The organism is Yoonia vestfoldensis DSM 16212, from assembly GCF_000382265.1.
Taxonomy (GTDB): Bacteria; Pseudomonadota; Alphaproteobacteria; order Rhodobacterales; family Rhodobacteraceae; genus Yoonia; species Yoonia vestfoldensis.
Genome location: NZ_KB907977.1, coordinates 53,178 through 75,786, shown reverse-complemented (window position 1 = coordinate 75,786; position 22,609 = coordinate 53,178). Strand labels below are relative to the sequence as shown.

The 22,609-nt window shown below is 62.9% G+C and carries 21 protein-coding genes; 13 read left to right on the top strand and 8 right to left on the bottom strand.

The features are described 5' to 3' along the window. The first annotated feature begins 12 nt into the window (after positions 1–12). Positions 13–600, top strand: a complete 588-nt coding sequence (locus tag H147_RS0106250) for a DUF1285 domain-containing protein (protein WP_019954493.1) — start codon at positions 13–15, stop codon at positions 598–600. Between the two features lie 455 nt (positions 601–1,055). Continuing rightward, positions 1,056–2,066 (top strand): serine hydrolase domain-containing protein, encoded by a 1,011-nt coding sequence (locus H147_RS0106245; RefSeq protein WP_019954492.1) that lies wholly within the window; start codon positions 1,056–1,058, stop codon positions 2,064–2,066. 28 nt (positions 2,067–2,094) lie between these two features. On the opposite strand, the gene H147_RS0106240 is transcribed toward H147_RS0106245, so the two are convergent. Continuing rightward, positions 2,095–3,573 carry an NAD-dependent succinate-semialdehyde dehydrogenase gene (locus H147_RS0106240; RefSeq protein WP_019954491.1) on the bottom strand — a complete coding sequence of 493 codons (1,479 nt, stop codon included), beginning with the start codon at positions 3,571–3,573 and terminating at the stop codon, positions 2,095–2,097. A 68-nt stretch (positions 3,574–3,641) separates the two neighbouring features. Here H147_RS0106240 and H147_RS0106235 point away from each other — a divergent pair, with 68 nt between their 5' ends. Together H147_RS0106235 and H147_RS0106230 are read left to right on the top strand one after the other, a co-directional pair. Further along, positions 3,642–4,415, top strand: coding sequence for a hormone-sensitive lipase (locus H147_RS0106235; RefSeq protein WP_019954490.1), 774 nt, complete (start codon positions 3,642–3,644; stop codon positions 4,413–4,415). Positions 4,416–4,583: 168 nt separating this feature from the next. After that, on the top strand, positions 4,584–5,351 hold the full coding sequence (locus H147_RS0106230) for a DUF1013 domain-containing protein (RefSeq protein ID WP_026352299.1): 768 nt from the start codon (positions 4,584–4,586) through the stop codon (positions 5,349–5,351). A 57-nt stretch (positions 5,352–5,408) separates the two neighbouring features. Here the strand turns inward: H147_RS0106230 and H147_RS0106225 are convergent, their stop codons facing one another. The 5 genes from H147_RS0106225 to H147_RS0106205 all read right to left on the bottom strand — a co-directional run bounded on the left by H147_RS0106225 (position 5,409) and on the right by H147_RS0106205 (position 10,446). Then, a complete protein-coding gene (locus H147_RS0106225; protein WP_019954488.1) occupies positions 5,409–6,248 on the bottom strand; it encodes a hypothetical protein in 840 nt (279 codons plus the stop codon). Beyond that, positions 6,245–7,555: a hypothetical protein gene (locus H147_RS0106220; protein ID WP_019954487.1), complete on the bottom strand. Its 1,311-nt coding sequence runs from the start codon at positions 7,553–7,555 to the stop codon at positions 6,245–6,247. The genes H147_RS0106225 and H147_RS0106220 overlap by 4 nt, the downstream gene beginning before the upstream one ends. A gap of 93 nt (positions 7,556–7,648) precedes the next feature. Beyond that, positions 7,649–8,242, bottom strand: coding sequence for a recombination mediator RecR (gene recR / locus H147_RS0106215; protein WP_019954486.1), 594 nt, complete (start codon positions 8,240–8,242; stop codon positions 7,649–7,651). A 70-nt stretch (positions 8,243–8,312) separates the two neighbouring features. Continuing rightward, positions 8,313–8,657: a YbaB/EbfC family nucleoid-associated protein gene (locus tag H147_RS0106210; RefSeq protein ID WP_026352298.1), complete on the bottom strand. Its 345-nt coding sequence runs from the start codon at positions 8,655–8,657 to the stop codon at positions 8,313–8,315. Positions 8,658–8,718: 61 nt separating this feature from the next. Next, a complete protein-coding gene (locus H147_RS0106205) occupies positions 8,719–10,446 on the bottom strand; it encodes a DNA polymerase III subunit gamma/tau (RefSeq protein WP_019954484.1) in 1,728 nt (575 codons plus the stop codon). A gap of 117 nt (positions 10,447–10,563) precedes the next feature. Here H147_RS0106205 and H147_RS0106200 point away from each other — a divergent pair, with 117 nt between their 5' ends. Further along, positions 10,564–11,019: a protein-tyrosine phosphatase family protein gene (locus tag H147_RS0106200; RefSeq protein WP_019954483.1), complete on the top strand. Its 456-nt coding sequence runs from the start codon at positions 10,564–10,566 to the stop codon at positions 11,017–11,019. A gap of 69 nt (positions 11,020–11,088) precedes the next feature. On the opposite strand, the gene rsgA is transcribed toward H147_RS0106200, so the two are convergent. Further along, positions 11,089–12,126 (bottom strand): ribosome small subunit-dependent GTPase A, encoded by a 1,038-nt coding sequence (rsgA, locus tag H147_RS0106195; RefSeq protein WP_019954482.1) that lies wholly within the window; start codon positions 12,124–12,126, stop codon positions 11,089–11,091. A 299-nt stretch (positions 12,127–12,425) separates the two neighbouring features. Here rsgA and H147_RS0106190 point away from each other — a divergent pair, with 299 nt between their 5' ends. After that, the gene (locus H147_RS0106190; protein WP_026352297.1) at positions 12,426–13,307 is read left to right on the top strand and encodes an MBL fold metallo-hydrolase; all 882 of its coding nucleotides are present in this window, start codon (positions 12,426–12,428) and stop codon (positions 13,305–13,307) included. 77 nt (positions 13,308–13,384) lie between these two features. Here the strand turns inward: H147_RS0106190 and H147_RS20495 are convergent, their stop codons facing one another. Next, the gene (locus tag H147_RS20495; protein ID WP_019954480.1) at positions 13,385–15,304 is read right to left on the bottom strand and encodes an acyltransferase family protein; all 1,920 of its coding nucleotides are present in this window, start codon (positions 15,302–15,304) and stop codon (positions 13,385–13,387) included. 311 nt (positions 15,305–15,615) lie between these two features. Between H147_RS20495 and H147_RS0106180 the strand changes: the two genes are divergently transcribed. The 7 genes from H147_RS0106180 to H147_RS21320 all read left to right on the top strand — a co-directional run bounded on the left by H147_RS0106180 (position 15,616) and on the right by H147_RS21320 (position 22,599). Further along, positions 15,616–17,205 carry an OpgD/OpgG family glucan biosynthesis protein gene (locus tag H147_RS0106180; RefSeq protein WP_019954479.1) on the top strand — a complete coding sequence of 530 codons (1,590 nt, stop codon included), beginning with the start codon at positions 15,616–15,618 and terminating at the stop codon, positions 17,203–17,205. Further along, positions 17,198–17,377: a hypothetical protein gene (locus tag H147_RS0106175; protein ID WP_019954478.1), complete on the top strand. Its 180-nt coding sequence runs from the start codon at positions 17,198–17,200 to the stop codon at positions 17,375–17,377. Before H147_RS0106180 ends, H147_RS0106175 begins: the two co-directional genes overlap by 8 nt. Before the next feature lie 3 nt (positions 17,378–17,380). Next, entirely contained in the window at positions 17,381–19,171 is a 1,791-nt protein-coding gene (mdoH, locus tag H147_RS0106170) for a glucans biosynthesis glucosyltransferase MdoH (protein ID WP_019954477.1), read from the top strand. Then, positions 19,164–20,315 (top strand): OpgC family protein, encoded by a 1,152-nt coding sequence (locus H147_RS0106165; protein WP_019954476.1) that lies wholly within the window; start codon positions 19,164–19,166, stop codon positions 20,313–20,315. Before mdoH ends, H147_RS0106165 begins: the two co-directional genes overlap by 8 nt. Positions 20,316–20,439: 124 nt before the next feature. Continuing rightward, a complete protein-coding gene (locus tag H147_RS0106160) occupies positions 20,440–21,360 on the top strand; it encodes a calcium/sodium antiporter (RefSeq protein ID WP_019954475.1) in 921 nt (306 codons plus the stop codon). A 184-nt stretch (positions 21,361–21,544) separates the two neighbouring features. Continuing rightward, entirely contained in the window at positions 21,545–22,222 is a 678-nt protein-coding gene (locus H147_RS0106155) for a response regulator (RefSeq protein ID WP_051108189.1), read from the top strand. Then, positions 22,219–22,599, top strand: coding sequence for a hypothetical protein (locus tag H147_RS21320; RefSeq protein ID WP_019954473.1), 381 nt, complete (start codon positions 22,219–22,221; stop codon positions 22,597–22,599). Before H147_RS0106155 ends, H147_RS21320 begins: the two co-directional genes overlap by 4 nt. Positions 22,600–22,609 lie beyond the last annotated feature (10 nt).

The following is a 22,609-nucleotide window of genomic DNA, read 5'->3' as shown; positions in this document are numbered from 1 at the left end:
ATGGCAAAAAGAATGACCACACAAAAGATTGTTGCCCCCACCGCCGACGGACTGGCCCAAAGTGCGCTTGCTGCCCAAAAAAGCGGCCCCAAAGGCGGTTTGCCGCCGGTGCATCTGTGGAACCCGCCGCATTGCGGGCATATCGACATGCGGATCGCGCGCGACGGGACATGGTTCTACATGGGCACGCCCATAGGGAGAGAAGCGCTGGTGCGCCTTTTCTCGACCATCCTGCGGCGCGACGGGGATGATTACGTGCTGGTAACTCCGGTCGAAAAGGTCGGGATCACGGTCGATGACGCGCCTTTCGTGGCGGTGGACGTGGACCGGCAGGGGGACGATCTGATCTTCCGCACCAACGTGGGCGACAAAGTGACCGCAGGCCCTGAGAACCCGATCCGCGTGGTGCGTGACCCGCAAACGGGCGAGCCGTCGCCCTATGTGCTGGTCCGCGCGAACCTCGAAGCGCTGATTGACCGCAAGTCGTTCTACCGGCTGGTCGATCTGGGCGAACATGCCGAGCACGAGGGCGAGCGGTGGTTCGGGGTGCGGTCTAGGGGTGCGTTCTTTGCGATCATTCCGTCGGCGGAGTTGGGGTAGGGGCCTTTTGTATGACAGCTAGTCAAATCATCATTGCTTTGGTTTTTGTGATTTTCGCGATCACAGTGGTCGTGACGGTAGCACTTAGGCGTTACAGAAAAGCGCGCGCTCCGCGCCAGACGCACACCGCGCATCGTCCAGGTGCCGGATATGACCAAGTTGAAATCGCGAAGAGCGCCATGTCAGGATTCATGACTGATCATAGCAACAGCCGATAAACGTAAAATTTTCGCACCCTCTGGGTTGAAATTGAAACTCTAGAAACCGCCGGTTGTTGGACGGTGTACCTAAGCTGACCTTAGAACGCACTAAACCAAGGGGGCGTAAGGTCCCGCCTGTCAGACCTTCGTACCTGACAGTCGGCGGTTCATTCCCAAACCCCCCACACACGCAAATGTAACTGGCACCTCCCGCGCGCTGTCCTATCCTAGCACCGAGTAACAAAAGGATTTGCCATGCCGATGCTGGGACGCCGCGCTGTCTTGTTGGGGGCTGCGGCCACGTTCGGAACGCCGCTGGTCGCACAGTCGGACCCTTGGGCCGCTGTGGCCGAGCGTGTGCGCGCACTTGACCAGTGCCGCGCCATCGTGATCCGGCAGTCGGGGGCCGAGGTGCTGTCTCAGGCGTTTCGCGGGCCGTCGCTGGGCCGGGCGGTGCCGGTGAAATCGGTGTCCAAGACCATCGTCGCGGCCCTAACGGGGGCGGCGCTGGATCGCGGGGAATTGCCATCGCTCGATGCGACCCTGGGCGAGGTTGCGCCGAACCTGATCCCGTCGGGGGCCGATCCGCGCGTGGCAGGCATCACCATCGAAAACCTCGTGACCATGCAGGCGGGGTTGGAGCGGACCTCGGGCAGCAATTACGGGCCTTGGGTGAACAGCCGCAACTGGGTTGCCAATGCGCTGTCGCGGCCTTTCGTGGCGGAACCGGGCGCGCAGATGCTTTATTCCACGGGGTCGTTCCACATCCTTGGCGCGGTTCTGTCCGAAGTGTCGGGGCGGTCCTTGCTGGACCTTGCGCGCACACGGTTGGGCCAGCCTTTGGGCATCGACATCCCCGCATGGACCCGCGATCCGCAGGGGCGGTATCTGGGTGGCAACGAAATGGCGCTGACGCTGGATGGCATGGCGCGGTTCGGCGAGATGTACCGCATGGGCGGGCAGTTCGGCGGCACGCAGGTGCTGAGTGCCGATTGGGTCGCGCGGTCGCTGGAACCGCGCACGCGGTCGCAGTTCTCGGGCCTCAGCTATGGGTATGGCTGGTTTTTGGGGCAGGCGGACGGGGTGCGATATGCGCTGGCGCGCGGCTACGGCGGGCAGGTGATCTGCATGGTGCCGGCGCTGGAAAAGACGCTGGCGCTGACATCGGACCCGAACCTGCCCGCGCGGTCCGCAGGGCATTTCGGCGATATCATGCGGCTGATCGAAGGTGACGTGATCCCGCTGGCGCGCAGTCAGTTGGCGTGAAGAGCGGGGCAAGCCCCGCCCTACAGGTTTACACGCTGGTGCAGATGTATTTCATCTCCATGTAATCATCCATGCCATGCGATGACCCTTCGCGGCCCAGACCGGATTGCTTGACGCCGCCGAAAGGCGCCACCTCGGTCGAGATGATGCCCGTGTTCACGCCGACGATGCCGTATTCCAGCGCCTCGGCCACCTTGGTCACGCGGGACAGGTCCTTGGCGTAGAAATAGGACGCAAGGCCGAAGATCGTGTCATTGGCCTGAAAGATCACGTCGTCTTCATCCTCGAACATGAAGAGCGGCGCGAAGGGGCCGAAGGTCTCATCCGTGCTGACCAGCATGTCCTTGGTTGCATGCGTCACGATGGTGGGTTCAAAGAACTGACCGCCCAGATCATGCGGCTTGCCGCCGGTCAGAACCTTGCCACCCTTGGCCAAAGCATCGTCCAGATGTTCCTGCACCTTCTTGACCGCCGCGGGTTCGATCAGCGGCCCCAGCGTGGTGCCATCGGCCAAGCCGTCGCCCACGCGCAGTTTTTCGACGGCGACCTTGAGCTTGGCGGCAAAAGCGTCATAGACGCCTTTTTGCACATAGATCCGGTTGGCGCAGACGCAGGTCTGCCCGTTGTTGCGGAATTTGCAGGCGATGGCCCCTTCGACGGCCGCATCGAGATCGGCATCGTCGAACACGATGAACGGCGCGTTGCCGCCCAACTCCATTGAACATTTCATCACCTGATCGGCGGCCTGTTTCAGAAGGATCCGCCCCACTTCGGTCGATCCGGTGAAAGTCAGTTTGCGCACGATGGGGTTTTCGCAGAATTCTTTGCCGACTTCGGAAGAAGAGGTCGAGGTCACGACCGAGAACAGCCCCTTCGGCACGCCCGCTTCTTCGGCGAGTTTCGCCATAGCAAGGGCCGACAACGGCGTTAGCGACGCGGGCCGCACGACGAAGGCGCAGCCTGCGGCCAGCGCAGGGGCGACTTTCCGCGCAATCATCGCATTGGGAAAATTCCACGGCGTGATTCCCGCCGCCACACCGATGGGCTGCTTGATGACGGTGATGCGTTTGTCGGGCATATGGCCGGGGATCGTCTGGCCGTAAACGCGCTTGGCCTCTTCGCCGAACCATTCCACGAAGGACGCGCCATAGGCGACTTCTCCGCGCGCCTCGGCCAAGGGTTTGCCTTGTTCAGAGGTCATGATGATCGCCAGATCCTCCTGATTTTCCATCATCAGGTCGTACCATTTGCGCAGCACTTTCGCCCGTTCCTTGGCGGCCAGCGCGGCCCAGGGTTTCTGCGCTTTTTGCGCGGCATCGATCGCTTGGGCGACTTCGGCACGGCTCAGATCGGGCAGCTGCGCGATCACGTCGCCGCGCGCGGGATTCGTGACGGCAAAGGTTTTCCCGCTGGCGGCTTGCGTCCATTCTCCGCCGACAAACGCAGCGTCACAGACCAGATCGGGACGGCGCAGCAGGGATTTGAGGTTGGTCGTATCATCGAGCATGGTAGTCTCCTGTGACTTTGGCCTAATGTGGCCCCTGCAAGGGGGGAAGGTAAAGGGGGGACCGCCACATGGATCTGGACGAAGCTTATGCAAATGCGGCCTATATCCCCGGCGGTGCGGACTATCCTGATCGCTGGGCTGCGCAGGCGGCCAGCTTTCGTCAGTCGGCGCGGTGCGAGCTTGATCTGGTCTACGGCGAATCCGACCGCCAGCGGTTTGATCTGTTCCACCCCGACAGGTTGGCGCGGGGGGTCGTGATTTTTGTGCACGGCGGCTATTGGCTGCGCTTCGACAAATCCTTCTGGTCGCATCTGGCGGCGGGGCCGCTGGCGCTGGGCTGGGCGGTGGCGATGCCGTCCTATGATCTATGCCCCAAGGTCGGGATTCCGCAGATCGGCGACCAGATCGTGCGCGCCATCGACGTGATCGCGCGGCGTGTGCCGGGGCCTGTGCGGCTGGTCGGGCATTCGGCGGGCGGGCAATTGGTGGCCCGCGCGATGGCGCCGCGTCACGGGGCGGCATGGCAGCAACGCGTGGCCTGCGTCGTGCCGGTCTCTCCCGTGGCCGATCTGGCCCCGTTAATGCAGACCACGATGAATGCCGATCTGCGCATCACCCCGGAAATCGCGCAGGCCGAAAGCCCCGTCAATTCGCCCGTGCCGCCTTGTCCGGTGACGGTCTGGGTCGGCGGTGCGGAACGTCCTGCATTTGTCGAACAGGCGACCAAGCTGGCCCATGTCTGGGCCTGCCCGCTGACGATTGCGGAAAATCATCATCACTTCAACGTGATAGAGGACCTTGCCCTGCCCACCAGCCCGCTGACCATGGCGGTGGTGGCCTAGGCCATTTCCCTTGAAAAGCTGCGCAAACAGGACGGATTTTTGATCTTTCCTCTTGGCCTTGCCGCCCCTATAAGGATGGCAAGTTCCCCGACAATGTGAACCCGGCCCATGTGGTCTGCCCCTGCAAGGGCTTGGGTAAGGCTTGTCCGTCAGATCAGGAGACCAAAGATGTCTGATAAACCAATCATGGCCAAGGCGACCGCCGTCTGGCTCTGCGACAATACCACGCTGACCTTCAAGCAGATCGCCGATTTCTGCGGGTTTCACGAATTGGAAGTGCAGGGCATCGCCGATGGCGACGTAGCGGTCGGCGTCAAGGGGTTCGACCCCGTCGCCAACAACCAGTTGACGCAGGAAGAAATCACCAAAGGCGAGGCTGATCCGGCCTACAAGCTCAAGCTGAAGTTCTACGCCGCAGCCTCTGGCGAGGAAAAGCGCCGTGGCCCGCGTTACACACCCCTGTCCAAACGGCAGGACCGTCCGGCGTCGATCTACTGGCTGGTGAAATTCCACCCCGAATTGTCGGATGCCCAGATCGCGAAACTGGTCGGCACGACGAAACCCACAATCCTTGCGATCCGCGAACGCACGCATTGGAACATCAACAACCTTGATCCGATCGACCCGGTCGCCCTTGGCCTGTGCAAGCAGTCGGAGCTTGATGCCGCCGTGCAAAAGGCCAATGCCAAGAAAGCCCGCGAAGGCGGTGCGATGACTGACGATGAACGCCGCAAGCTGGTGAGCACGGAAACATCGCTGGGCATGGCCCCCGAACCCAAGATGCCGACGGCGATGGCGGGGCTTGAGACATTCAGCCTCAGCGATCCGCGCGATGATGCCGAAGACGAAGAAGACGCCCGCGACGTCAAGGATGCGGACAGCTTTTTCAATCTGCCCGATGATGACGATGACGAGGATGACGACGACCGTCGTTGATCCGGCGCTTGCCTGAATGAAAAACGCGCGGCCCTTGGGGCGCGCGTTTTGCGTTTGTCAGTCCGCGCTGGCCAGCAGGCCCAGGACATCGCGCAGCCTTTCATCGCTGGTTTCGGACTGGTTGGCGTAGACCGTGATCTCTGCCGTCGCCCGCAGCCGCTGCGGGTTGGTTCCTGCTGGCAGCCGTTCCAGATCGGTGATCCAAAGCTCTGCCGTGGCAAGCTCAAGGCGAGAGACCACGCAATTGCCAAAAGCGTTGCGCACCGCATCGCAAAGCTCCTGCGCGGTGCGCATCGCATCGATCCGCGCGGCGGCGTTGAACACCGGCTTGTCCCTGTCCGGCATGTCGTGGAGCGGGACGGCGACAGTGAAAAAGGCACCGTTGATCACGTTGACGGGGTCACCGGGAAACGTGGCAGGAATATAGGCCAGATCGGCTGAAATCTCGATCCGGCCATCAGGCAGCACTTGGCTGGATGTGCGGGCCACGTCGCAGGCGGTTGCGAACCGGGTGATCACGTCGTCGCAATAGCGGATCATCCGTGCAGGTGCCCGCGCCGCGGCATAGAGCGGCAGGCGGATCGGGTCGGGCAAGCTTTCATCCGCAGCGAGAAGCTCAGCGACAGGCAGGATAATCGTGATCGCGACGACGCGTTGCGCAGACAGGGTTTCCGTCCCGAACGTGTCGCGCAGCGCGCTGCGGTCACGCATGAACTGCAAGGGGCTGGCGGGAAGCAATCGATCCGGCGCCGCCTGGCCCGCCGCGACCGCGGCCGCGTTCGAGGCAGCCCTTTCGTCCGACCCCAGCGACATCCGCAGGCTGTCGATATTGAGAGCGATCAGCGCGATTGCCGCGCACCCCACGCAGAGCGCAACGATGAGGCGCAGCAGTTTCATGGCGTCACCCGTGCCACAGGCGCGGGATCAAGCAAGGTCACGTCGCCGCCAATGGCCTCATTCAGCAGCGCGCCGTGCAGTGCGTCGATCGTCGCTTGCAGCGTGACCGGGTCGCCGGTGATCATATGGTCGGTCCGCATCAGGTATACATCCTGTCCACTTATGCCCCGATAGGTGAATGGCGCGGCTGGCATCGGTCCGACATGAACATGGGCGGCCGTTTCAGCCGCGACCAGATTGGTGCCGGCATCGACGCCCAGCGTGCCGGTGTACCAGGCGTTATAGGCCGCATAGCCCGTTGTGATACTCTGGAGTTGATTGCTGTATGACGCGTTGCCGTCGGCTTGTTGGACCGCGACCCAGTCGGGTTGCGGGTCACGCCATGGACGGATCATGCAGGCGCGGAGCGTATCGTCGGCACCGAACGCATGCTCCGGGACGAAATCGCTGACCAGCAGCGCCTCGAACGTGACGGCCTCTGGCGGGCGGACAAGGCCCGAGGATCCCGATGACACAATGGCCACATGCGCCAGCGTCACGCCGGGCGCGGTTTGCACGTTCCAGACGACCCCCTTGCCGAGATTTTGCAACACCAGATAGATCGGGGCGCTGGTGTCGGTCAGGAACACATCGACGCCTGTCATCTCGCCACGCACCTGCGCGCCCCAATCATAGGGGCGACCCTCCTGCGTGACACCGGCGATGTTGCGGGCCAGTTGGTCGATCATCGCGGCATCGGAAAAAGCACGGACAGGTACAGGCAAAGCGCCGTTTTCCATACGGACATTGACGATCTGTTCGCCGTCGCCGGGGCGACGCAGGTTGCACTGGTCATTGCGGTCGAAGGGGATGATCCGACCAATTTCCGTGGTGTCCCCCGGCAGGCTGGCATCCGTCACAAGATCGGCCAGTGCCAGCGGTTCGGGCAGGGTGCTGGCGATCGCAGGGCTTTGCAGGTTCGCTCCGCGCGTGCCGGGGCTTGGCAGGCTGTCGCTGGCGAAGGCACCGGACGTGTCGGTCGATTGCCCGGCGGAACCTGACGAAAACACCGCGCTGATGCCGGCAAGGCTGGCCGACATTTCGGGTGGCACTGCCTGCAGCGCGAAATATCCGCCGGTGCCCATGCCCGTGCAGATCACCGCCCAGATGATCGCATTGCGCAGCCGATTGTCATCGGGCGCGCCGCTGTTGTCATAGGTCAGGTCCTTGCGCACCTCCGAAGGAATCGTCGTGCGGGGCTGCTTGTTGAGTTCCTCGATCCGTCGCAAGCGTTCGGAGAAATCATTGGGCCGTTTATCGTTACTCATACCAGAATCCACCATACGGTCCTGGCCATAGGTCCGAATTCTGTCGGATGCAGTACCAATCTGCGGCAAATTGAAGGTATCTTGCGCGGTGCCTTACAAGGCCTTGCGGGCATTCAGCGCCGCAGTGATCGTGCCGTCATCAAGGTAGTCGAGTTCACCGCCCACCGGCACGCCTTGCGCCAGCGATGTGACGGTCACACCGGGCAGTTGATCGGCGATGTAATGCGCCGTTGTCAGCCCGTCGATGGTGGCCCCCAGCGCGATGATGACTTCGGTCACGTTTTCGGCGGCAGTCCTGTCGATCAGCTTGGGGATGCGCAATTCGTCCGGCCCGACCGCGTCAAGCGCGGACAGCGTGCCACCCAGCACGTGATAGCGCCCTTTGAACACGCCCGAGCGTTCCATCGCCCAAAGATCGGCCACATCCTCGACCACGGCGATCTGGCCGGTGGCGCGTTTGTCCGACAGGCAGATGTCGCAGAGATCGGCGGTGCAGATATTGCCGCAGTTGAGACATTCGCGCACCGTCGCGCCGACCTTTTGGAGGGCATCAGCCAAGGGCAGCAGCACAAGGCTGCGTTTCTTGATCATATGCAGCACGGCGCGCCGTGCAGAGCGTGGCCCCAGCCCCGGCAGCTTTGCCATCATGGCGATCAGGTGGTCAAGGTCTTCGGTGCCGTGCGACATGTGGGCCTATGTGCTGGCCGCCAAAAACTTTGATGCCTCCGGCAGGGATATTTGGGCTCGGAAGATGCGATCAGAAGGGCAGTTTCATGCCCGCAGGCAGGCCCATCGCCTCGGCCATCTTGCCCATTTCCTGCTGGCTGCGTTCGGCCGCCTTGGCCTGCGCATCCTTGATCGCGGCAAGGATCAGGTCCTCGACCACTTCCTTGTCGTCGCCGTTGAAGATCGACGGGTCGATATCGAGGCTTTTCAATTCGCCCTTGGCCGTCGCCGTGGCCTTGACGAGCCCCGCGCCGCTGACGCCTTCGACCATGATATGGTCGAGGTCGTCCTGCATCTGGGCCATCTTGCCCTGCATTTCCTGCGCCTGCTTCATCATCTTGGCCATGTCGCCAAGGCCGCCTAGTCCTTTGAGCATCGGATGTCTCCCTCGTGGTCTGTTCCTGAGATAGGTCTTTGGGGGCGGCCCCGCAAGCGGGTCAATCCTGCTCGAACGGGTCCCATTCGTCTTCGACCTCGGGCAACGCCTCGGCTTCGGCCTCCTGCGCCTTGCTGGCGGCGGTACGGATATCGGTGATGCGCGCCTTGGGGAAGGCTGCGATTACGGCCTGCACAAGCGGGTGGGCGCTTGCCTCGTCGCGCAGACTGATTTCAGCGGCGTCACGGGTCTGGGCGATGGTCGGCGCGCCGCCTTCGCTGACCACCGAAATGGCCCAGCGATTGCCTGTCCAAAGTTGCAGACGCGCCCCGAGACGCCCCACCAGATCAGAAGCCGCATCTGCGGTCGGCTGCACGGTGATCCGGCCGGGCTGGTAGGACACCAGTTGCAGGCCGGTTTCGACCTCGACCAGCAGTTTGACATCGCGGTGGCGGCGGATCAGTTCGACCACATCCTCGAAGCGCGCGTAATGTTGCAGGCCATCGGGGGCGAGCGCGGGGGCGGTTTGTGCGCTGCCGTGGGTGATAGAGGTGCTGCGCGCGCTGGGTCCGCCCGCAGGCGGGGCAGGCGGGGCAGGCGGCACGCGGGCGGGGCTGGATGGCGGCGGGGTCGCGTCTTTGAGCTTGCGCACCAGATCGTCGGGGCTGGGCAGGTCGGCCACATGCGTGAGCCGGATCACCGCCATTTCGGCGGCCATCATCGCGTTGGGGGCCATCGCCACCTCTTCCAGCGCTTTGAGAAGCATCTGCCACATCCGTGACAGCACGCGCATCGGCAAACCATCCGCCATGGCCTGACCGCGCGCGCGCTCATCGGGGCCGATAGTGGGATCGTTGGCGGCCTCGGGCGTGATCTTGACGACGCTGACCCAGTGGCAGACCTCGGCCAGATCGCGCAGCACGGCCATGGGATCGGCGCCATCGGCATATTGGCCCGAAAGCTCGGTCAGCGCATCGGCGGCGCGGCCATGCAGGATCATGTCGAACAGGTCCAGAACACGGCCACGGTCGGCCAGCCCCAGCATCGCGCGGACCTGAGCCGCGCTGGTTTCGCCCGCGCCATGGCTGATCGCCTGATCCAGCAGCGATTGCGCATCGCGCGCCGACCCTTCGGCGGCACGGGTGATCAGCGCCAGCGCATCGTCGCTGATCTGCGCCCCTTCGGCGGTGGCGATCTTGCGCAACAGGGCGATCTGGGTTTCGGGTTCGATCCGGCGCAGATCGAAGCGCTGGCAGCGCGACAGGACCGTGACCGGCACCTGCCGGATTTCGGTGGTCGCAAAGATGAATTTCACATGGGCGGGCGGTTCTTCCAGCGTCTTGAGCAGCGCGTTGAAGGCGTTCTTCGACAGCATGTGGACTTCGTCGATGATGTAGATCTTGTAGCGGGCCGAGGCCGCGCGGTAGTGCACGGAATCGATAATTTCGCGGATATCGCCGACGCCGGTGCGGCTTGCGGCATCCATTTCCATCACATCGACATGGCGGCCTTCCATGATCGCCACGCAATGTTCGCAGACACCGCAGGGGTCGGTCGTGGGCCCGCCTGTGCCGTCAGGCCCGATACAGTTCATCCCTTTGGCGATGATGCGTGCAGTAGTGGTTTTTCCTGTCCCCCTGATCCCCGTCATCATGAAGGCCTGCGCGATCCGGTCGGCGGCGAAGGCGTTGCGCAGGGTCCGCACCATCGCATCCTGCCCCACCAGATCGGCAAAGGTTTCGGGCCGGTATTTCCGGGCGAGCACTTGGTAACGCGGTTGATCGGTCATGGCGGCCTTCGGGATTCGGGCGATGCCGCAGCCTAGGGCCACGCGCGGCAGAGGTCCACCAAGCTGTTGCCGCTTCCTGCGCCATCGGGCAGGCTACGGGTGGATAGGGAGCAGCCGATGTCGGACTTTCAGATTTTCGCTTTGCCCGTCGCGGGCGGCACGCTCGCCTTGTCGCCTTTGCCGGTGGAGCCGGCCTTGCAGGTGCTCTTGGACTGGGGCCCCGATCTGGTCGTGTCGATGACCGCGCAGGAGGAAATGGACAGCCTTGGCGCGGGCGATTTGGGCGCGGTCCTGCGCGCGGCGGGGGTCGGCTGGCATCACCTGCCGGTGGCGGATTATGGCACGCCCGCTTTGCTCGATATCACCGTGATCGAAGGCGCAGCCCTTGCCACGCTGCGCGCGGGCGGCAAGGTGCTGACGCATTGCCGCGCCGGATGCGGGCGGTCGGGGATGATGGCGCTGCGCCTGATGATCGCGGCGGGCGAGGAAGCGGACCCCGCCCTGAACCGCTTGCGCGCGCTGCGCCCCTGTGCGGTGGAAACCGATGCACAATTCGCATGGGCCGAAGGTTAGCCGCCGGGCTCATCATCTTCCGAGCACAAATATCCCCGCCGGAGGCCTAAAAGTTTTTCCCCGCCCGCGTCAGGACTTCTGACGCGGCTTTTTGCTGCCTTTGGCCGTGCGCCCCTGTTTGCGCACCTTGTCGCGGGCTAGCGCAATGGCCTCGGTCGCTTGTGTGTTTTCGGATTTCAGTTTCTTGAAGCGCGCCAGCCTGTCGGGGTCGACCTGTCCTGCCTTCACAGCGGCCTGCACGGCACAGCCCGGCTCGCCCTCATGCGCGCAATCGCGGAATTTGCATTGTTCTGCCAGTTCCGAGATTTCGGGGAAGGTCGCGTCGATGCCGAACCCCACCTCCGCCAACCCCAGCCCGCGCATGCCCGGCGTGTCGATCAGCCAGCCCCCCGTCCGCATCCGGTGCAGCGACCGTCCCGTTGTCGTATGCCGTCCGCGCGCGTCATCATCGCGGATGTCGCGGGTCGCGGCATTGCCCCCGGTCAGCGCATTGGCGATCGTCGTCTTGCCCACACCCGAGGTGCCCGCCAGCGCCACGGTCTGCCCCGGCCCGCAATAGGGGGCGAACTGCGCGACCAGATCCGCGCCCTTGGCATTGACCGCCAGCACATCCAGATCGCGGCCCAAGGCACGCGCCTGATCGGCAAAGCGGTCGGCTTCGTCGGTCAGATCGGCCTTGGTCAGCACGATCACAGGGCGCACGCCCGCGTCATGCGCCAGCGCCAGATAGCGTTCCAGCCGCGCGGGGTTGAAATCGGCGTTGCAGGATGTCGTGATGAACAATGTATCCAGATTGGCGGCGATCAGCTGCTTGTCGCCGGTGTGGTATTCGGTGCCGCGCGACAGTTCGGTCTGCCGGTCCAGCACGCGGATCAGCCGGTATTGGTCCGGCGCACAAAGCACGAAATCACCCACCGCGACAGAAGCTGTCGTCAGGCCGGGGTCTAGCGTCAGCTCGAGCGGTCCGGCCTCGGTCAACGCCACCACGCGGTCGCGGTGAACATTGGCGATGCGCGCCGGTGTCAGATCAGCGTCTTCGGGGGCCAGTTGCGCCTGCTGGGCATCATGCCATCCGAGGTCTTCCAGCCGCATCGGGGCGATCACCATTGCGGGCAGCTTGCGCGGGATTCGGTAATCGGAGCACCCTTTCGTTATCGCACAGAACAACAGGCTTTGCCCGCCCGGTTCGTCTGGTCGTGCCGGTGATCGTACGCAGGGCAGCACCGCACCGCAAGCCTGTTGCGCGGGGTCGCAGGATCGCGCAAGCGACCGTGGCTGCCGTCGCGCAGGTCTGCCACGCATACGAACCCGGGGATTGGTGTTTTCGCACCAAAACGCATTAGTGTTGCAAAACCTGCCCGATGCGCACCGCGGTGGCGGAGCGCTGGCCGCCGAAAGGATACGACATGACACATACACCCGAAGTCGCCGCCTTCTGGGACGAACCGACCGGAAGCTGGCAATATGTTTTCCACGACCCCGCCACGATGAAAGGCGCGATCGTCGATCCGGTCTGGAATTTCGATCCGCTGTCGGGTGCGACCGCGACACGCGACGCGCAAACCGTGCTCGATTATGTGCGCGCCAACGGGATCGATGTCGAATGGGTTCTCGATACGCACCCGCACGCCGATCATTTTTCCGCCGCTGTCTGGCTGAAGGATCGACTGGGTGCCCAGACCGGCATAGGTGAACATGTCGTCAGGGTGCAGACGCTGTGGAAGGATATCTACAACCTCGGCGATGATTTCGCCACAGACGGCCGGCAGTGGGACCGCCTCTTTGCGGATGGCGACACGTTCATGGTCGGCAGTCTGAAGGTGAATGTGCTCTTCTCGCCCGGACATACGATGGCATCTGTCACCTATGTGGTGGGGGATGCGGCATTTGTGCATGATACGCTGATGATGCCCGACAGCGGGACCAGCCGCGCGGATTTCCCCGCCGGGTCATCCGCGGATTTGTTTGACAGCCTTGGGCGGATCCTCGCGCTGCCCGATGATACACGTCTTTATGTCGGGCACGATTATGCGCCGGGACGAGAGCCTGCCTGCATGGCCACCGTAGCGGAACAGCGCCGCGCGAACATCCATCTGGCCGATGCCCCTGACAAGGCCACGTTTCAGGCCCGCCGCGATGCACGCGACGCGACGCTGCCCTTGCCCAAGCTGATGCTGGCCGCGCTACAGATCAACATTCGCGGTGGTCGCGCGCCAGAGGCTGAAAGCAACGGACGCCACTATCTCAAATTGCCGCTGGATTATTTCCAGGCGCGCCCCGGCAAATAATCGGGCTTGGTCTTTTCCGAGGTCCAACGCCGCCGGACGCTGCCTGATCGTGGCGCCTGGCCCTTGGACGCGGTGCGCTACCGCTCATGTCCCATCGCCCGGAACTGTCCCATCCAATCGTTCACGCGCCCCAGATGCGCGCTGCCTTCGTCGCTCAGATGCCCGAAGTCCATGTAGACGAAAATGCCGTCCGTCAGAACATCACAGACGCCATCGCGGCAGAAATCGTCATGGAGCCAGTAGACAGGAACCTCTTGGCTGACATTGCGCAGCATGGCGTTTGTTGCCGTGTCGGTCTGCAAGGCAAAGTCGCAAGTGGATTCGTCCATGCCGAAATAGACGCTGCGCATCAGGCATTGACCGATATCCCAGCCGGTGCGGGGCGTCGGGGACACGATCACGACATCCGCGCCCGTTTCCCGGATCGCGTCGGCCGTCGCGACCAACCGGGCCTCGATAAGCGAAATATCCGATCCGCGGACGACATCGCCGCCTGCGACGATCAACCTGTCACGGAAAAGATGGTCGAATGGCGATGACAGCACGACAAGCCGCAGGTTATCCTGTGCGCGCACCCATTCCATGACCTGGTCGTTGAAGGCGATGCATCCCTCGGCCCACTCCCGCGTGTGGAATTGCGCGATGCCGATGACCGGCGAACAGCTTTGCAATGTGAGTTGTTGCATCCCGATGCCGGGTTCGCTGGCCAACATGCCGGGGGCGAGATGGCTTGCAAAGCTGTCCCCCCACAGCAAGACATCCGGCGTTGGCGACGTTTGGCACGGTGGTGCCGTGACGAACGTCCCCTGGCAGCCCAGATTCAGTCCGACGTTCCAGGCAAGCCTTTCGTCGAGGCTCGCGAAAGTGACGTCGCCGTTCTTGCGCCACGGGAAGCCATCCCCGAAATGGACGACCAGACCAGTCGCCACGATCACCGCGCCGACTGTGCCGCTTGCCACAAAGACACCGCGTTGCGATGCGATCCGCGGATGGGGGCGGGTCCTGAACGGCTGTTCTACCCAGTGCCAGCTTGCCCATGCCAGCAGCAAGGTCGCACAGGCCAAAACCATCATCAATGCATCGCTTGGTTCGGTACTGCTGCGCAAGCGGGCGAAAGCGAACAGGGGTTGGTGCCACAGATAGGCGCTGTAGGAAATCAGTCCGATCCCGACAAAAGCAGGGGTCGAAAGCAGTCTTGCAGTCCATGTGTCCTTGTCGGCAAACAGGATGATCAGCGCTGTTCCCGCAACGGGCAGCAGGGCATAGAGCCCCGGAAACGGTGTATGGCTGTCGAAATAAAAAACGGAAAACACGATCAGCGCCAGGCCAAGCGCCGCAAGGATGCCGCTGGACCGCTGCGCCCGGCCACGGGTTGCAAAGGCGCAAATCGACCCTGCAAGCAGTTCCCATGCCCGCGTGCTGATCAGATAGAAATTCGCCTCGGGATCACGACGCAGGGTCAATTCAGACAGCAGCAGGCTCAGCACTGCGACCGCGACGATGCCCCAAAGCACACGATTGCGACCAAAGCGCCAACCCCAGAGCAGAAACACCGGAAACAGCAGATAGAACTGCTCTTCGACGGCCAGGCTCCAGGTGTGCAGCAATGGCTTCAACTCGGCCGCAGCGGCGAAATAACCGCCTTCCTGCCAGAACAGGATGTTTGATCCAAAAAAGACCACCGCGATCAGGCTTTGCCCGAAATCCTGCAATTGCGACGGCAACATCCACAGGTACGCAAAGGGCAGGCAGGCCAGTATCACGATGAACAACGCCGGTAGAATGCGCCGCGCTCTGCGTTCATAGAAACGCAAGATTGAAAAACGGCCGGTTTCCATTTCGTCGATCAGGATGCCGGTGATCAAAAAGCCGCTGATCACGAAAAACACATCGACGCCGACATAGCCGCCGCTGAAGACGCCAAAGCCGGCGTGAAAGAAAATGACCGGCAACACAGCGACCGCGCGGAGTCCGTCGATCTCTCGTCTGTAATGCATCTTGGCTATGGGGCGGTGATGAATGACATGGTCCCAACATGTACCATCGGGGCTGTTCGCTGAATAGCAAAGACTGTGGTGAACGTCTCTGCGCGCAGGGATCATCGTGTTTCTTCGCGGGGCGCATGAAAAACAGGCATGCATCGGGCCAGAAAATCTGGAAACCGGCGGAACCGAGCCTATTTTCAATGCGTTGCATCGCTGCTCCTTGTGCTTTGTTGCGGTGCAGCAATATGTGCAGCTTTCGGGGCCATGCTGCAGAATCGCTGGTGCGATGACAACTTGTGGACTCGGATAGTTTAGGAACTGACATGGTTTTTGCGACACTCATGAACAGGCGTCATCTGTTGAAATCCGGCGCTGCAACCGCAGCGGTGCTGATGGCCGGGCGCGGCGCAGCGCAGGATGTCGCGGCCCAGACCGTACCGGCACCGTTTTCCTTTGACGTGCTGACTGAACTGGCACAGACAAAAGCCGCAGAGCCCTATGTCGCGCCTGCGCGCCCCGAAGGATTTTTGGGCTCGCTGGATTATGACGATTACCGGCTGATCCGGTTCAGGGCTGATCGTGCGCGCTGGGCCGACACGGATGCACGGTTTCATGTTCATTCCTTCCACACGGGCTGGCTGTTCGGCGAACCCGTGAAGCTGTTCGAGGTCACCGGGACCGGGGAAAGCATGACCGCCACCCCGATGGTCTTTTCGACCGAGGATTTCGAATATCTCAATGATCTGGCCGACCGTGTGCCCGCCGATGCCGAGCTTCCGGGCGTTGCAGGGTTTCGGCTGAACACGCCGCTCAACCATCCCGACAGGTTCGACGAACTGGTATCCTTTCTGGGCGCCAGCTATTTCCGCGCGTTGGGGCGCGACAGCCGCTATGGGCTGAGCGCGCGGGGATTGGCGTTGAATACGGCAGGCCCCCAGCCCGAGGAATTTCCACGTTTCACGCGGTTCTACCTTGAACGAGCGTCCGATTCTGCTGCCGAGGTCGTGGTCTATGCGCTGCTTGACAGCCCCAGCGTCACCGGCGCCTACCGCTTTGTCATCCGCCCCGGTGACACGACCGAGATGGACGTCACCGCCCGGCTGTTTTTCCGAGCAGACGTCACTGAACTGGGCATCGCGCCGTTGACGTCAATGTTTTTGTTCAACGGGATTAACCGCGCCGGCTTTGACGATTACCGCCCGCGTGTGCATGACAGCGACGGCCTGCGGATCGTGCAGCGCGGCGGTGATGTTCTCTGGCGACCGCTGAACAACCCGTCGCGTCTTGCAGGGTCATATTTCGTGGAAAACAATCCGGTCAGCTTTGCCCTGCACCAGCGCGAACGCGATTTCGCGAAATACCTCGATGCCGGCGCGCATTATGAAATGCGCCCCTCTCTCGAAGTCGTGCCGATGGGTGATTGGGGTCCGGGCCATGTCCGCCTGATCGAAATCCCGACCGAACTGGAAGTGGAAGACAATATCGTCGCCTATTTCATCCCCGAGGGTACGGTCACCGCAGGCGATACGCGTGAATTCGCCTATCGGCTGCGTTGGGGCGATTTGCCCGAAAACGACAATGCCGAACTGGCCCATGTGGTCGAGACCCGCGCCGGGGCCGGGGGCGTGTCGGGCGTGATCAACCCCGAGAACAAGCGCAAATTCGTTACTGATTTCAAGGGTGGCTTTCTGTCCCGCCTGACCGAAGCGGACGAGGTGACACCAGTTGTCAACGTCATGGGCGGCACCGTGGTCAGCGCCACGCTTGGCCCTGTTGATGACGGCGACATCTGGCGCATCGTGCTGGATATCCAATCTGACGACGCTCTCGTTGAACTTTCTGCGCATGTCGCGGGTTATGGTCGCAAGCTGACAGAAACATGGCTCTACCAATGGATCAGACCTGATGCGTGATACTGCACACAAAGACGATTTCGATATCGAACACATGGTCGCCCTGATCGGCGCGCCTCCCGCCGCGCCGATGGTCGTCGTGCGTCAGGACCTTGAACGCGCGAGAGCGCATCCGCAACACGGGTTCTTTCCGCGTCTGCTGGGTGTTCTCACACAGAAAGCTGGCCAGTAGATCATGGCCGACGCGGTGCAGGTTGACCGCAATGTGGCGGCTGTGCGTGCAGTGGCGCTGGCGGCCAGCGTCACCGCCGGTTTCGTCGCTTTCTTCTTTTTTCTGCGATTTGGGGCCGCTGACGGCCTGGACGCCATCGACGTATTGCGCAGCGGCCTGCTGCTGGTCTCGACCTTCTGGCTGTCCTGGGGGGCGATGCAAGCCGTCCTTGGGCTGATGACCCAAAGCTCGGCGCCCGACATCGACCGCACCGGGCCGTTGGATGGAAGGACCGTCGTCCTTGTGCCGATCTACGAAGAGGATCCGGTGACCACTTTCGCGCGGATTGCCGCGATGGACATGTCCTTGCAGGCAACCGGTCACGGCGACAGTTTCGATTTCGCAATCCTGTCCGACACACGTGACGATCTTGTCGCGGCGCGCGAACGGATTTGGTATCTGCGCCTGCTGCGCGACCGCGACGGTCAGGGGCGGATATTCTACCGCAGGCGTGCCAGCAACAAGGGCAAGAAAGCAGGCAATGTCGAGGATTTCATCCGGTCCTCGGGGGCGGCGTATGATTTCGCCATTATCCTCGATGCCGACAGCCTGATCGAAGGGGCCACGATGGTCGAGATGGCGCGCCGCATCCAAGCGGACCCCAAGCTTGGCCTGCTTCAGACCTTGCCGCGCATCATTCAGGCCCGGTCACGGTTTGGCCGCGCGATGCAGTTTTCGGCGGCGTTCAATTCCCCCGTCTTCGCGCGCGGTCTGGCGATGATGCAAGGGCGGACAGGGCCGTTCTGGGGGCATAATGCCATCATCCGCATCCGTGCCTTCGCACAAAGCTGCGGGCTGCCCGAACTGGCGGGCAAGCCGCCTTTCGGTGGTCACATCCTGAGTCACGATTATGTCGAGGCGGCGTTGCTGGCGCGGTCTGGCTGGACGGTCCGGCTCGACGATGATCTGGGCGGCAGCTACGAAGAAGGGCCTGACAACATCGTCGATCACGCCAAACGCGACCGGCGCTGGTGTCAGGGCAACCTGCAACATGCGCGGCTGCTGTTCGCCCCCGGTCTGCGCGGGTGGAGCAGGTTTGTTTTCCTCCAAGGAATCCTGGCCTATCTGGCGTCGGTGGTCTGGCTTGGCTTCCTGCTGGCCAGCATCGCCGCGCCGGTCTTCGGGCCGCCCGTCGTGCATTTTCCGACGCAATACTGGCCGCTCCCCGTCACTCCGCCGGACGAGACGGCGCTGGCCGTCGCGCTTGTGATCGGTATTTTCGGGCTACTGATCCTGCCCAAACTGCTGATCGGCGCGGATGCGGTCCTGCGGGGCCGGGCCGGGCGGTTCGGGGGCTGGTGGGCCGCGACCGCCTCGACCATGACCGAGCTCTTGCTGTCGTCAATCACGGCCCCGATCTTCATGATGTATCAAACGCGGTCCGTCTTTCAGGTTCTGTCGGGGCGCGATGGCGGCTGGCCTGCGCACAACCGCGGCGACGGGCAATTGGATCTGTCCGAGGCATTCGCCGCCAGCTCATGGATCGTGGGTCTTGGGCTGATCGGGCTTGCCCTTGCAGCAGCTCTGTCCCCCGCGCTGGTGCCTTGGTTCTTGCCGGTGACGCTGCCGATGGTGTTGTCGCCCCTGATCATTTCGTGGACGTCAAAGCCGGGCGCTGCGTCGCTTTTCATCACGCCTGAAGAAGCATCGCCTGCACCCGTGATGCGCCTGCGGACAAAGGTGCTGGACAGCTGGCAAGCGGGCGACACCGCCGAGCAGCCAGAGCTGCTGACCGGGCAGTTGCAGCATGTCTGACATCATCGGCAGCCGGATGGGACCGGCCGGCGGACGTGACCCACGGCTTGATGTTTTCCGCGGGCTTGCCTTGGTCATGATCTTCATCAACCACGCGCCACGCAATTATCTGGAAAACTTCACCAACCGGAACTTCGGCTTTTCCGACGCGGCAGAGGGTTTCGTGTTTATGTCGGGCATCGCCGCGGGCATCGCGTATTCGGGCTATTTTCGGCGCGGCGATCCTGTTGCTGGCATTACCCGCGTGCTGGCGCGGGTCTGGACGCTTTATCAGGTGCATATCCTGATCACGGTGACGGCACTGGCGATCGCCGCCGCTGCGGCCCATTGGTTCGACGCACCAGAGATGATCCGCAAGCACGGAATTTGGGTGCTGGTGACCGATCCGCTGGGGTTCCTGATCGGGGTGCCGTTGTTGGGGCATCAACTGGGGTATGTGAACATCCTGCCGCTTTATCTGGTGCTTTTGCTGCTGGTGCCGCCCGTCATCTGGGGCGCGTTGCGCTGGCCGCGGACGGTGCTGGGCCTCTCTGTCACAATCTGGCTCGCAGCGGGGATCCCCCGCGTCAATTTTCCGAATTACCCGCAGGACGGCGGCTGGTTTCTCAATCCGTTGTCATGGCAATTGTTGTTCACCATCGGCGTGCTGACCGGCGTCGCGCACAAGGCGGGCAGGCGTTTCGTGCCAGTCCTGCCGTGGCTGCAATGGCTGACCGGCGGCTTTCTTGTGCTGTCGCTTGTCTGGACGCAGTGGCCCGGTTTCGCGGGGGTCATGCGTGATGGCCTGAAAGCGGCGCAGGACGCAGGCGTTCCTTGGGTCATCACGGGCTTCAACAAAAGCTATCTTGCCGCGCCCCGGCTGCTGCATATTCTGGCGCTGGCCTATTTCCTGTCGAGCTTCGCCATCGTCAGGCAGGTGTGCCATCATGCCGTCGCGGCCCCCTTGGCCCTGCTGGGGCAGCAGGCGCTGCCGGTATTCGCGCTGGGTACTTTGCTGGCTTTTGCGATTCAGGCGGTCAAGACGGTGACAGGTCAGGATATCGTCCTCGACACGCTCATGATCGTCGGTGGGCTGCTGGCACAAGTCGCTCTCGCTGCTTCAAAAAAATATTGGCCAAAGCCGCACGCCGCCGCAGCGGCCTGATCCCGTTCCGAAACGACAAGGTGCCCTGCCGCAGATTATTTTCGCGCACCGCTTGTGGTCGCCTGCGCCGATACACAGGTCTTTGACGCAAGGATAGGCACGCTATCCCCAAAGGACCCTCCAGATGGATTATGTTTATGTGATCGCCGGCCTGATCGGCCTGTTTTTCGGCGGCGAGGCGCTTGTGCGTGGCAGTGTCGGTGTCGCGCGACAGCTGGCGATCCCGCCTTTGCTGATCGGGCTGACGGTGGTCGGTTTCGGCACCTCGACGCCTGAATTGCTGGTGTCGGTGCAGGCAGCCTTGCGCGGCGCGCCCGATATCGCCGTTGGCAACATCGTGGGGTCGAACATCGCCAATATCCTGCTGATCGTCGGTCTGACAGCGCTGGTCTGGCCGATTACCGTCACGGGTGCAACATTGCGGCGGGACACGCTGGTGATGGTCGGTGCGGCGTTGGTGCTGCTGCCGGTCTTTGCGCTTGGGCAGATCGGGTTGTTGCCTGGGCTTGTCCTGATTGCGGGACTGGCGGTCTATCTGGTCTGGGCTTACCGCGCGCCGGGCGCAGCCGAGCCCGATGATGCGGACCTGCCCGCACCGGCATCGACACGGGTGTCGATCCTGTGGGTCATCGGCGGGCTGGCCGTGCTGATGGCGGGGGCACGGTTTCTGGTGGACGGGTCCGTGAACATCGCGCGGGGCTTCGGGATTTCCGAAGCATTCATCGGGCTCACTATCGTCGCGGTCGGCACGTCCCTGCCAGAGCTTGCGACATCGCTGATCGCAGCCTTGCGCCGCCAGTCCGAGATCGCGATCGGCAACATCGTCGGCTCCAACATCTTTAACGTGCTGGGAATTCTGGGGCTGACAGCCGTGATTGCGCCTGTGCCTGTCGCCACACGGTTCCTGAGCTTCGATCTGCCGGTGATGATCGCGGCGTCACTGGTGCTGACGGGCCTGTTGCTGACCCGTCCGGCGATTGGTCGCGGGATGGGGGCGGCCCTTTTGGCAGGCTATGTCATCTATGTCTGGGCCGCGCAGGGATAGTCATCGGGCACCGGACCGACGCCGCGCCAACCCCGCGGATCGTCAGCCTCCTGTCAGGTTTGGCGTCTAAAGACTCTCGACCGGCCATTCAAATCGCGGCATGTCTGGTGACAGCCGCCGTCGTGACGGGCGGCATGGATTGTCCCGGCCGCGCGACCCGGCCAAGAATGGAAAGCGGCCCCTGATGCGCGTCCTGCTTGTCGAAGACCACCCGCCGCTGGCCGAGGCTGTCTGCGATGCCTTGCGGCGCGCGGGGTTTGCTGTCGATCACGCGGCGACCGCTGCCGATGCACGCGACATGGCGGCTTTGGCCGATTACACGCTGGTCTTGCTGGACCTTGGTCTGCCCGACGGCGATGGTGCGTTGCTTTTGCCGGTCCTGCGGGACGACGGGCGTGTGCCTGTGATCGTGCTGACAGCCCGCGATCAACTGGCGGACCGTCTGGCCGGTCTGGACGGCGGTGCGGATGATTACGTGGTCAAACCCGTCGAAATGCCCGAGCTTGTGGCCCGTTGTCGCGCGATCCTGCGCCGCCCCGGCGACCGTTCCGACAAGATTCTGAGGATCGGGCCTTTGGCACTGGATACGGTCGCCCGCAGTGTCAATGTCGATGGCGAGCCCTTGATCCTTGGCCGTCGCGAAACTGGCGTTCTCGAACAACTGATGCGTGCGGCGGGCCGCGTCGTTTCGCGGCAGATGCTGGAAGAGGCGATTTACGGTTTCGACGACGAGGTCGGTCCGAACGCGCTGGAAGCTGCCGTCTCGCGGTTGCGCCGCGCGCTGGACGCGGCAGGGTCCCCCTTGCCCATCGTGACGGTGCGCGGCGTGGGCTATATGCTGCCGCGCGAGGCGGCTGGATGATTGCTGCCAAGCGCCCGCTCGCCCAGACGCTGACGCGCGGCCTTGTCGTGATCGCGCTGAGCGTCGTCGCGCTGAATGTCGTGGTCGTCGGCACCTATTACGGCACCGACCGCCCGGCGATCGAGGCCGAGGCGGTCGCGGATATGACCGAACGGCTGGGTGCCGCACTGGACGGGACGATTCTGCCTGCCGATGCCCCTGCGCGCACGATATTCGCAGACTTTCCAGAGGCCTATGCCTTTGCGCTGGTCGACAGGACTGGCATGGTGGTCGACGCGATGAACGCGAACCTGATCCCCCCGTCGGCAATCGACATCTATGCCGATGACTGGATCACGCGGATTGGGCTGCCTGACATGCGGCGCGTCATTGCGTGACATGAATTCG

Bases quoted from the DNA above. Each gene is read 5' to 3' on its own strand.
- H147_RS0106250 (WP_019954493.1), top strand. From the start codon at position 13: ATGACCACACAAAAGATTGTTGCCCCCACCGCCGACGGACTGGCCCAA.
- H147_RS0106245 (WP_019954492.1), top strand. From the start codon at position 1,056: ATGCCGATGCTGGGACGCCGCGCTGTCTTGTTGGGGGCTGCGGCCACG.
- H147_RS0106240 (WP_019954491.1), bottom strand. From the start codon at position 3,573: ATGCTCGATGATACGACCAACCTCAAATCCCTGCTGCGCCGTCCCGAT.
- H147_RS0106235 (WP_019954490.1), top strand. From the start codon at position 3,642: ATGGATCTGGACGAAGCTTATGCAAATGCGGCCTATATCCCCGGCGGT.
- H147_RS0106230 (WP_026352299.1), top strand. From the start codon at position 4,584: ATGTCTGATAAACCAATCATGGCCAAGGCGACCGCCGTCTGGCTCTGC.
- H147_RS0106225 (WP_019954488.1), bottom strand. From the start codon at position 6,248: ATGAAACTGCTGCGCCTCATCGTTGCGCTCTGCGTGGGGTGCGCGGCA.
- H147_RS0106220 (WP_019954487.1), bottom strand. From the start codon at position 7,555: ATGAGTAACGATAAACGGCCCAATGATTTCTCCGAACGCTTGCGACGG.
- recR (WP_019954486.1), bottom strand. From the start codon at position 8,242: ATGTCGCACGGCACCGAAGACCTTGACCACCTGATCGCCATGATGGCA.
- H147_RS0106210 (WP_026352298.1), bottom strand. From the start codon at position 8,657: ATGCTCAAAGGACTAGGCGGCCTTGGCGACATGGCCAAGATGATGAAG.
- H147_RS0106205 (WP_019954484.1), bottom strand. From the start codon at position 10,446: ATGACCGATCAACCGCGTTACCAAGTGCTCGCCCGGAAATACCGGCCC.
- H147_RS0106200 (WP_019954483.1), top strand. From the start codon at position 10,564: ATGTCGGACTTTCAGATTTTCGCTTTGCCCGTCGCGGGCGGCACGCTC.
- rsgA (WP_019954482.1), bottom strand. From the start codon at position 12,126: ATGGTGATCGCCCCGATGCGGCTGGAAGACCTCGGATGGCATGATGCC.
- H147_RS0106190 (WP_026352297.1), top strand. From the start codon at position 12,426: ATGACACATACACCCGAAGTCGCCGCCTTCTGGGACGAACCGACCGGA.
- H147_RS20495 (WP_019954480.1), bottom strand. From the start codon at position 15,304: ATGCATTACAGACGAGAGATCGACGGACTCCGCGCGGTCGCTGTGTTG.
- H147_RS0106180 (WP_019954479.1), top strand. From the start codon at position 15,616: ATGGTTTTTGCGACACTCATGAACAGGCGTCATCTGTTGAAATCCGGC.
- H147_RS0106175 (WP_019954478.1), top strand. From the start codon at position 17,198: ATGCGTGATACTGCACACAAAGACGATTTCGATATCGAACACATGGTC.
- mdoH (WP_019954477.1), top strand. From the start codon at position 17,381: ATGGCCGACGCGGTGCAGGTTGACCGCAATGTGGCGGCTGTGCGTGCA.
- H147_RS0106165 (WP_019954476.1), top strand. From the start codon at position 19,164: ATGTCTGACATCATCGGCAGCCGGATGGGACCGGCCGGCGGACGTGAC.
- H147_RS0106160 (WP_019954475.1), top strand. From the start codon at position 20,440: ATGGATTATGTTTATGTGATCGCCGGCCTGATCGGCCTGTTTTTCGGC.
- H147_RS0106155 (WP_051108189.1), top strand. From the start codon at position 21,545: ATGCGCGTCCTGCTTGTCGAAGACCACCCGCCGCTGGCCGAGGCTGTC.
- H147_RS21320 (WP_019954473.1), top strand. From the start codon at position 22,219: ATGATTGCTGCCAAGCGCCCGCTCGCCCAGACGCTGACGCGCGGCCTT.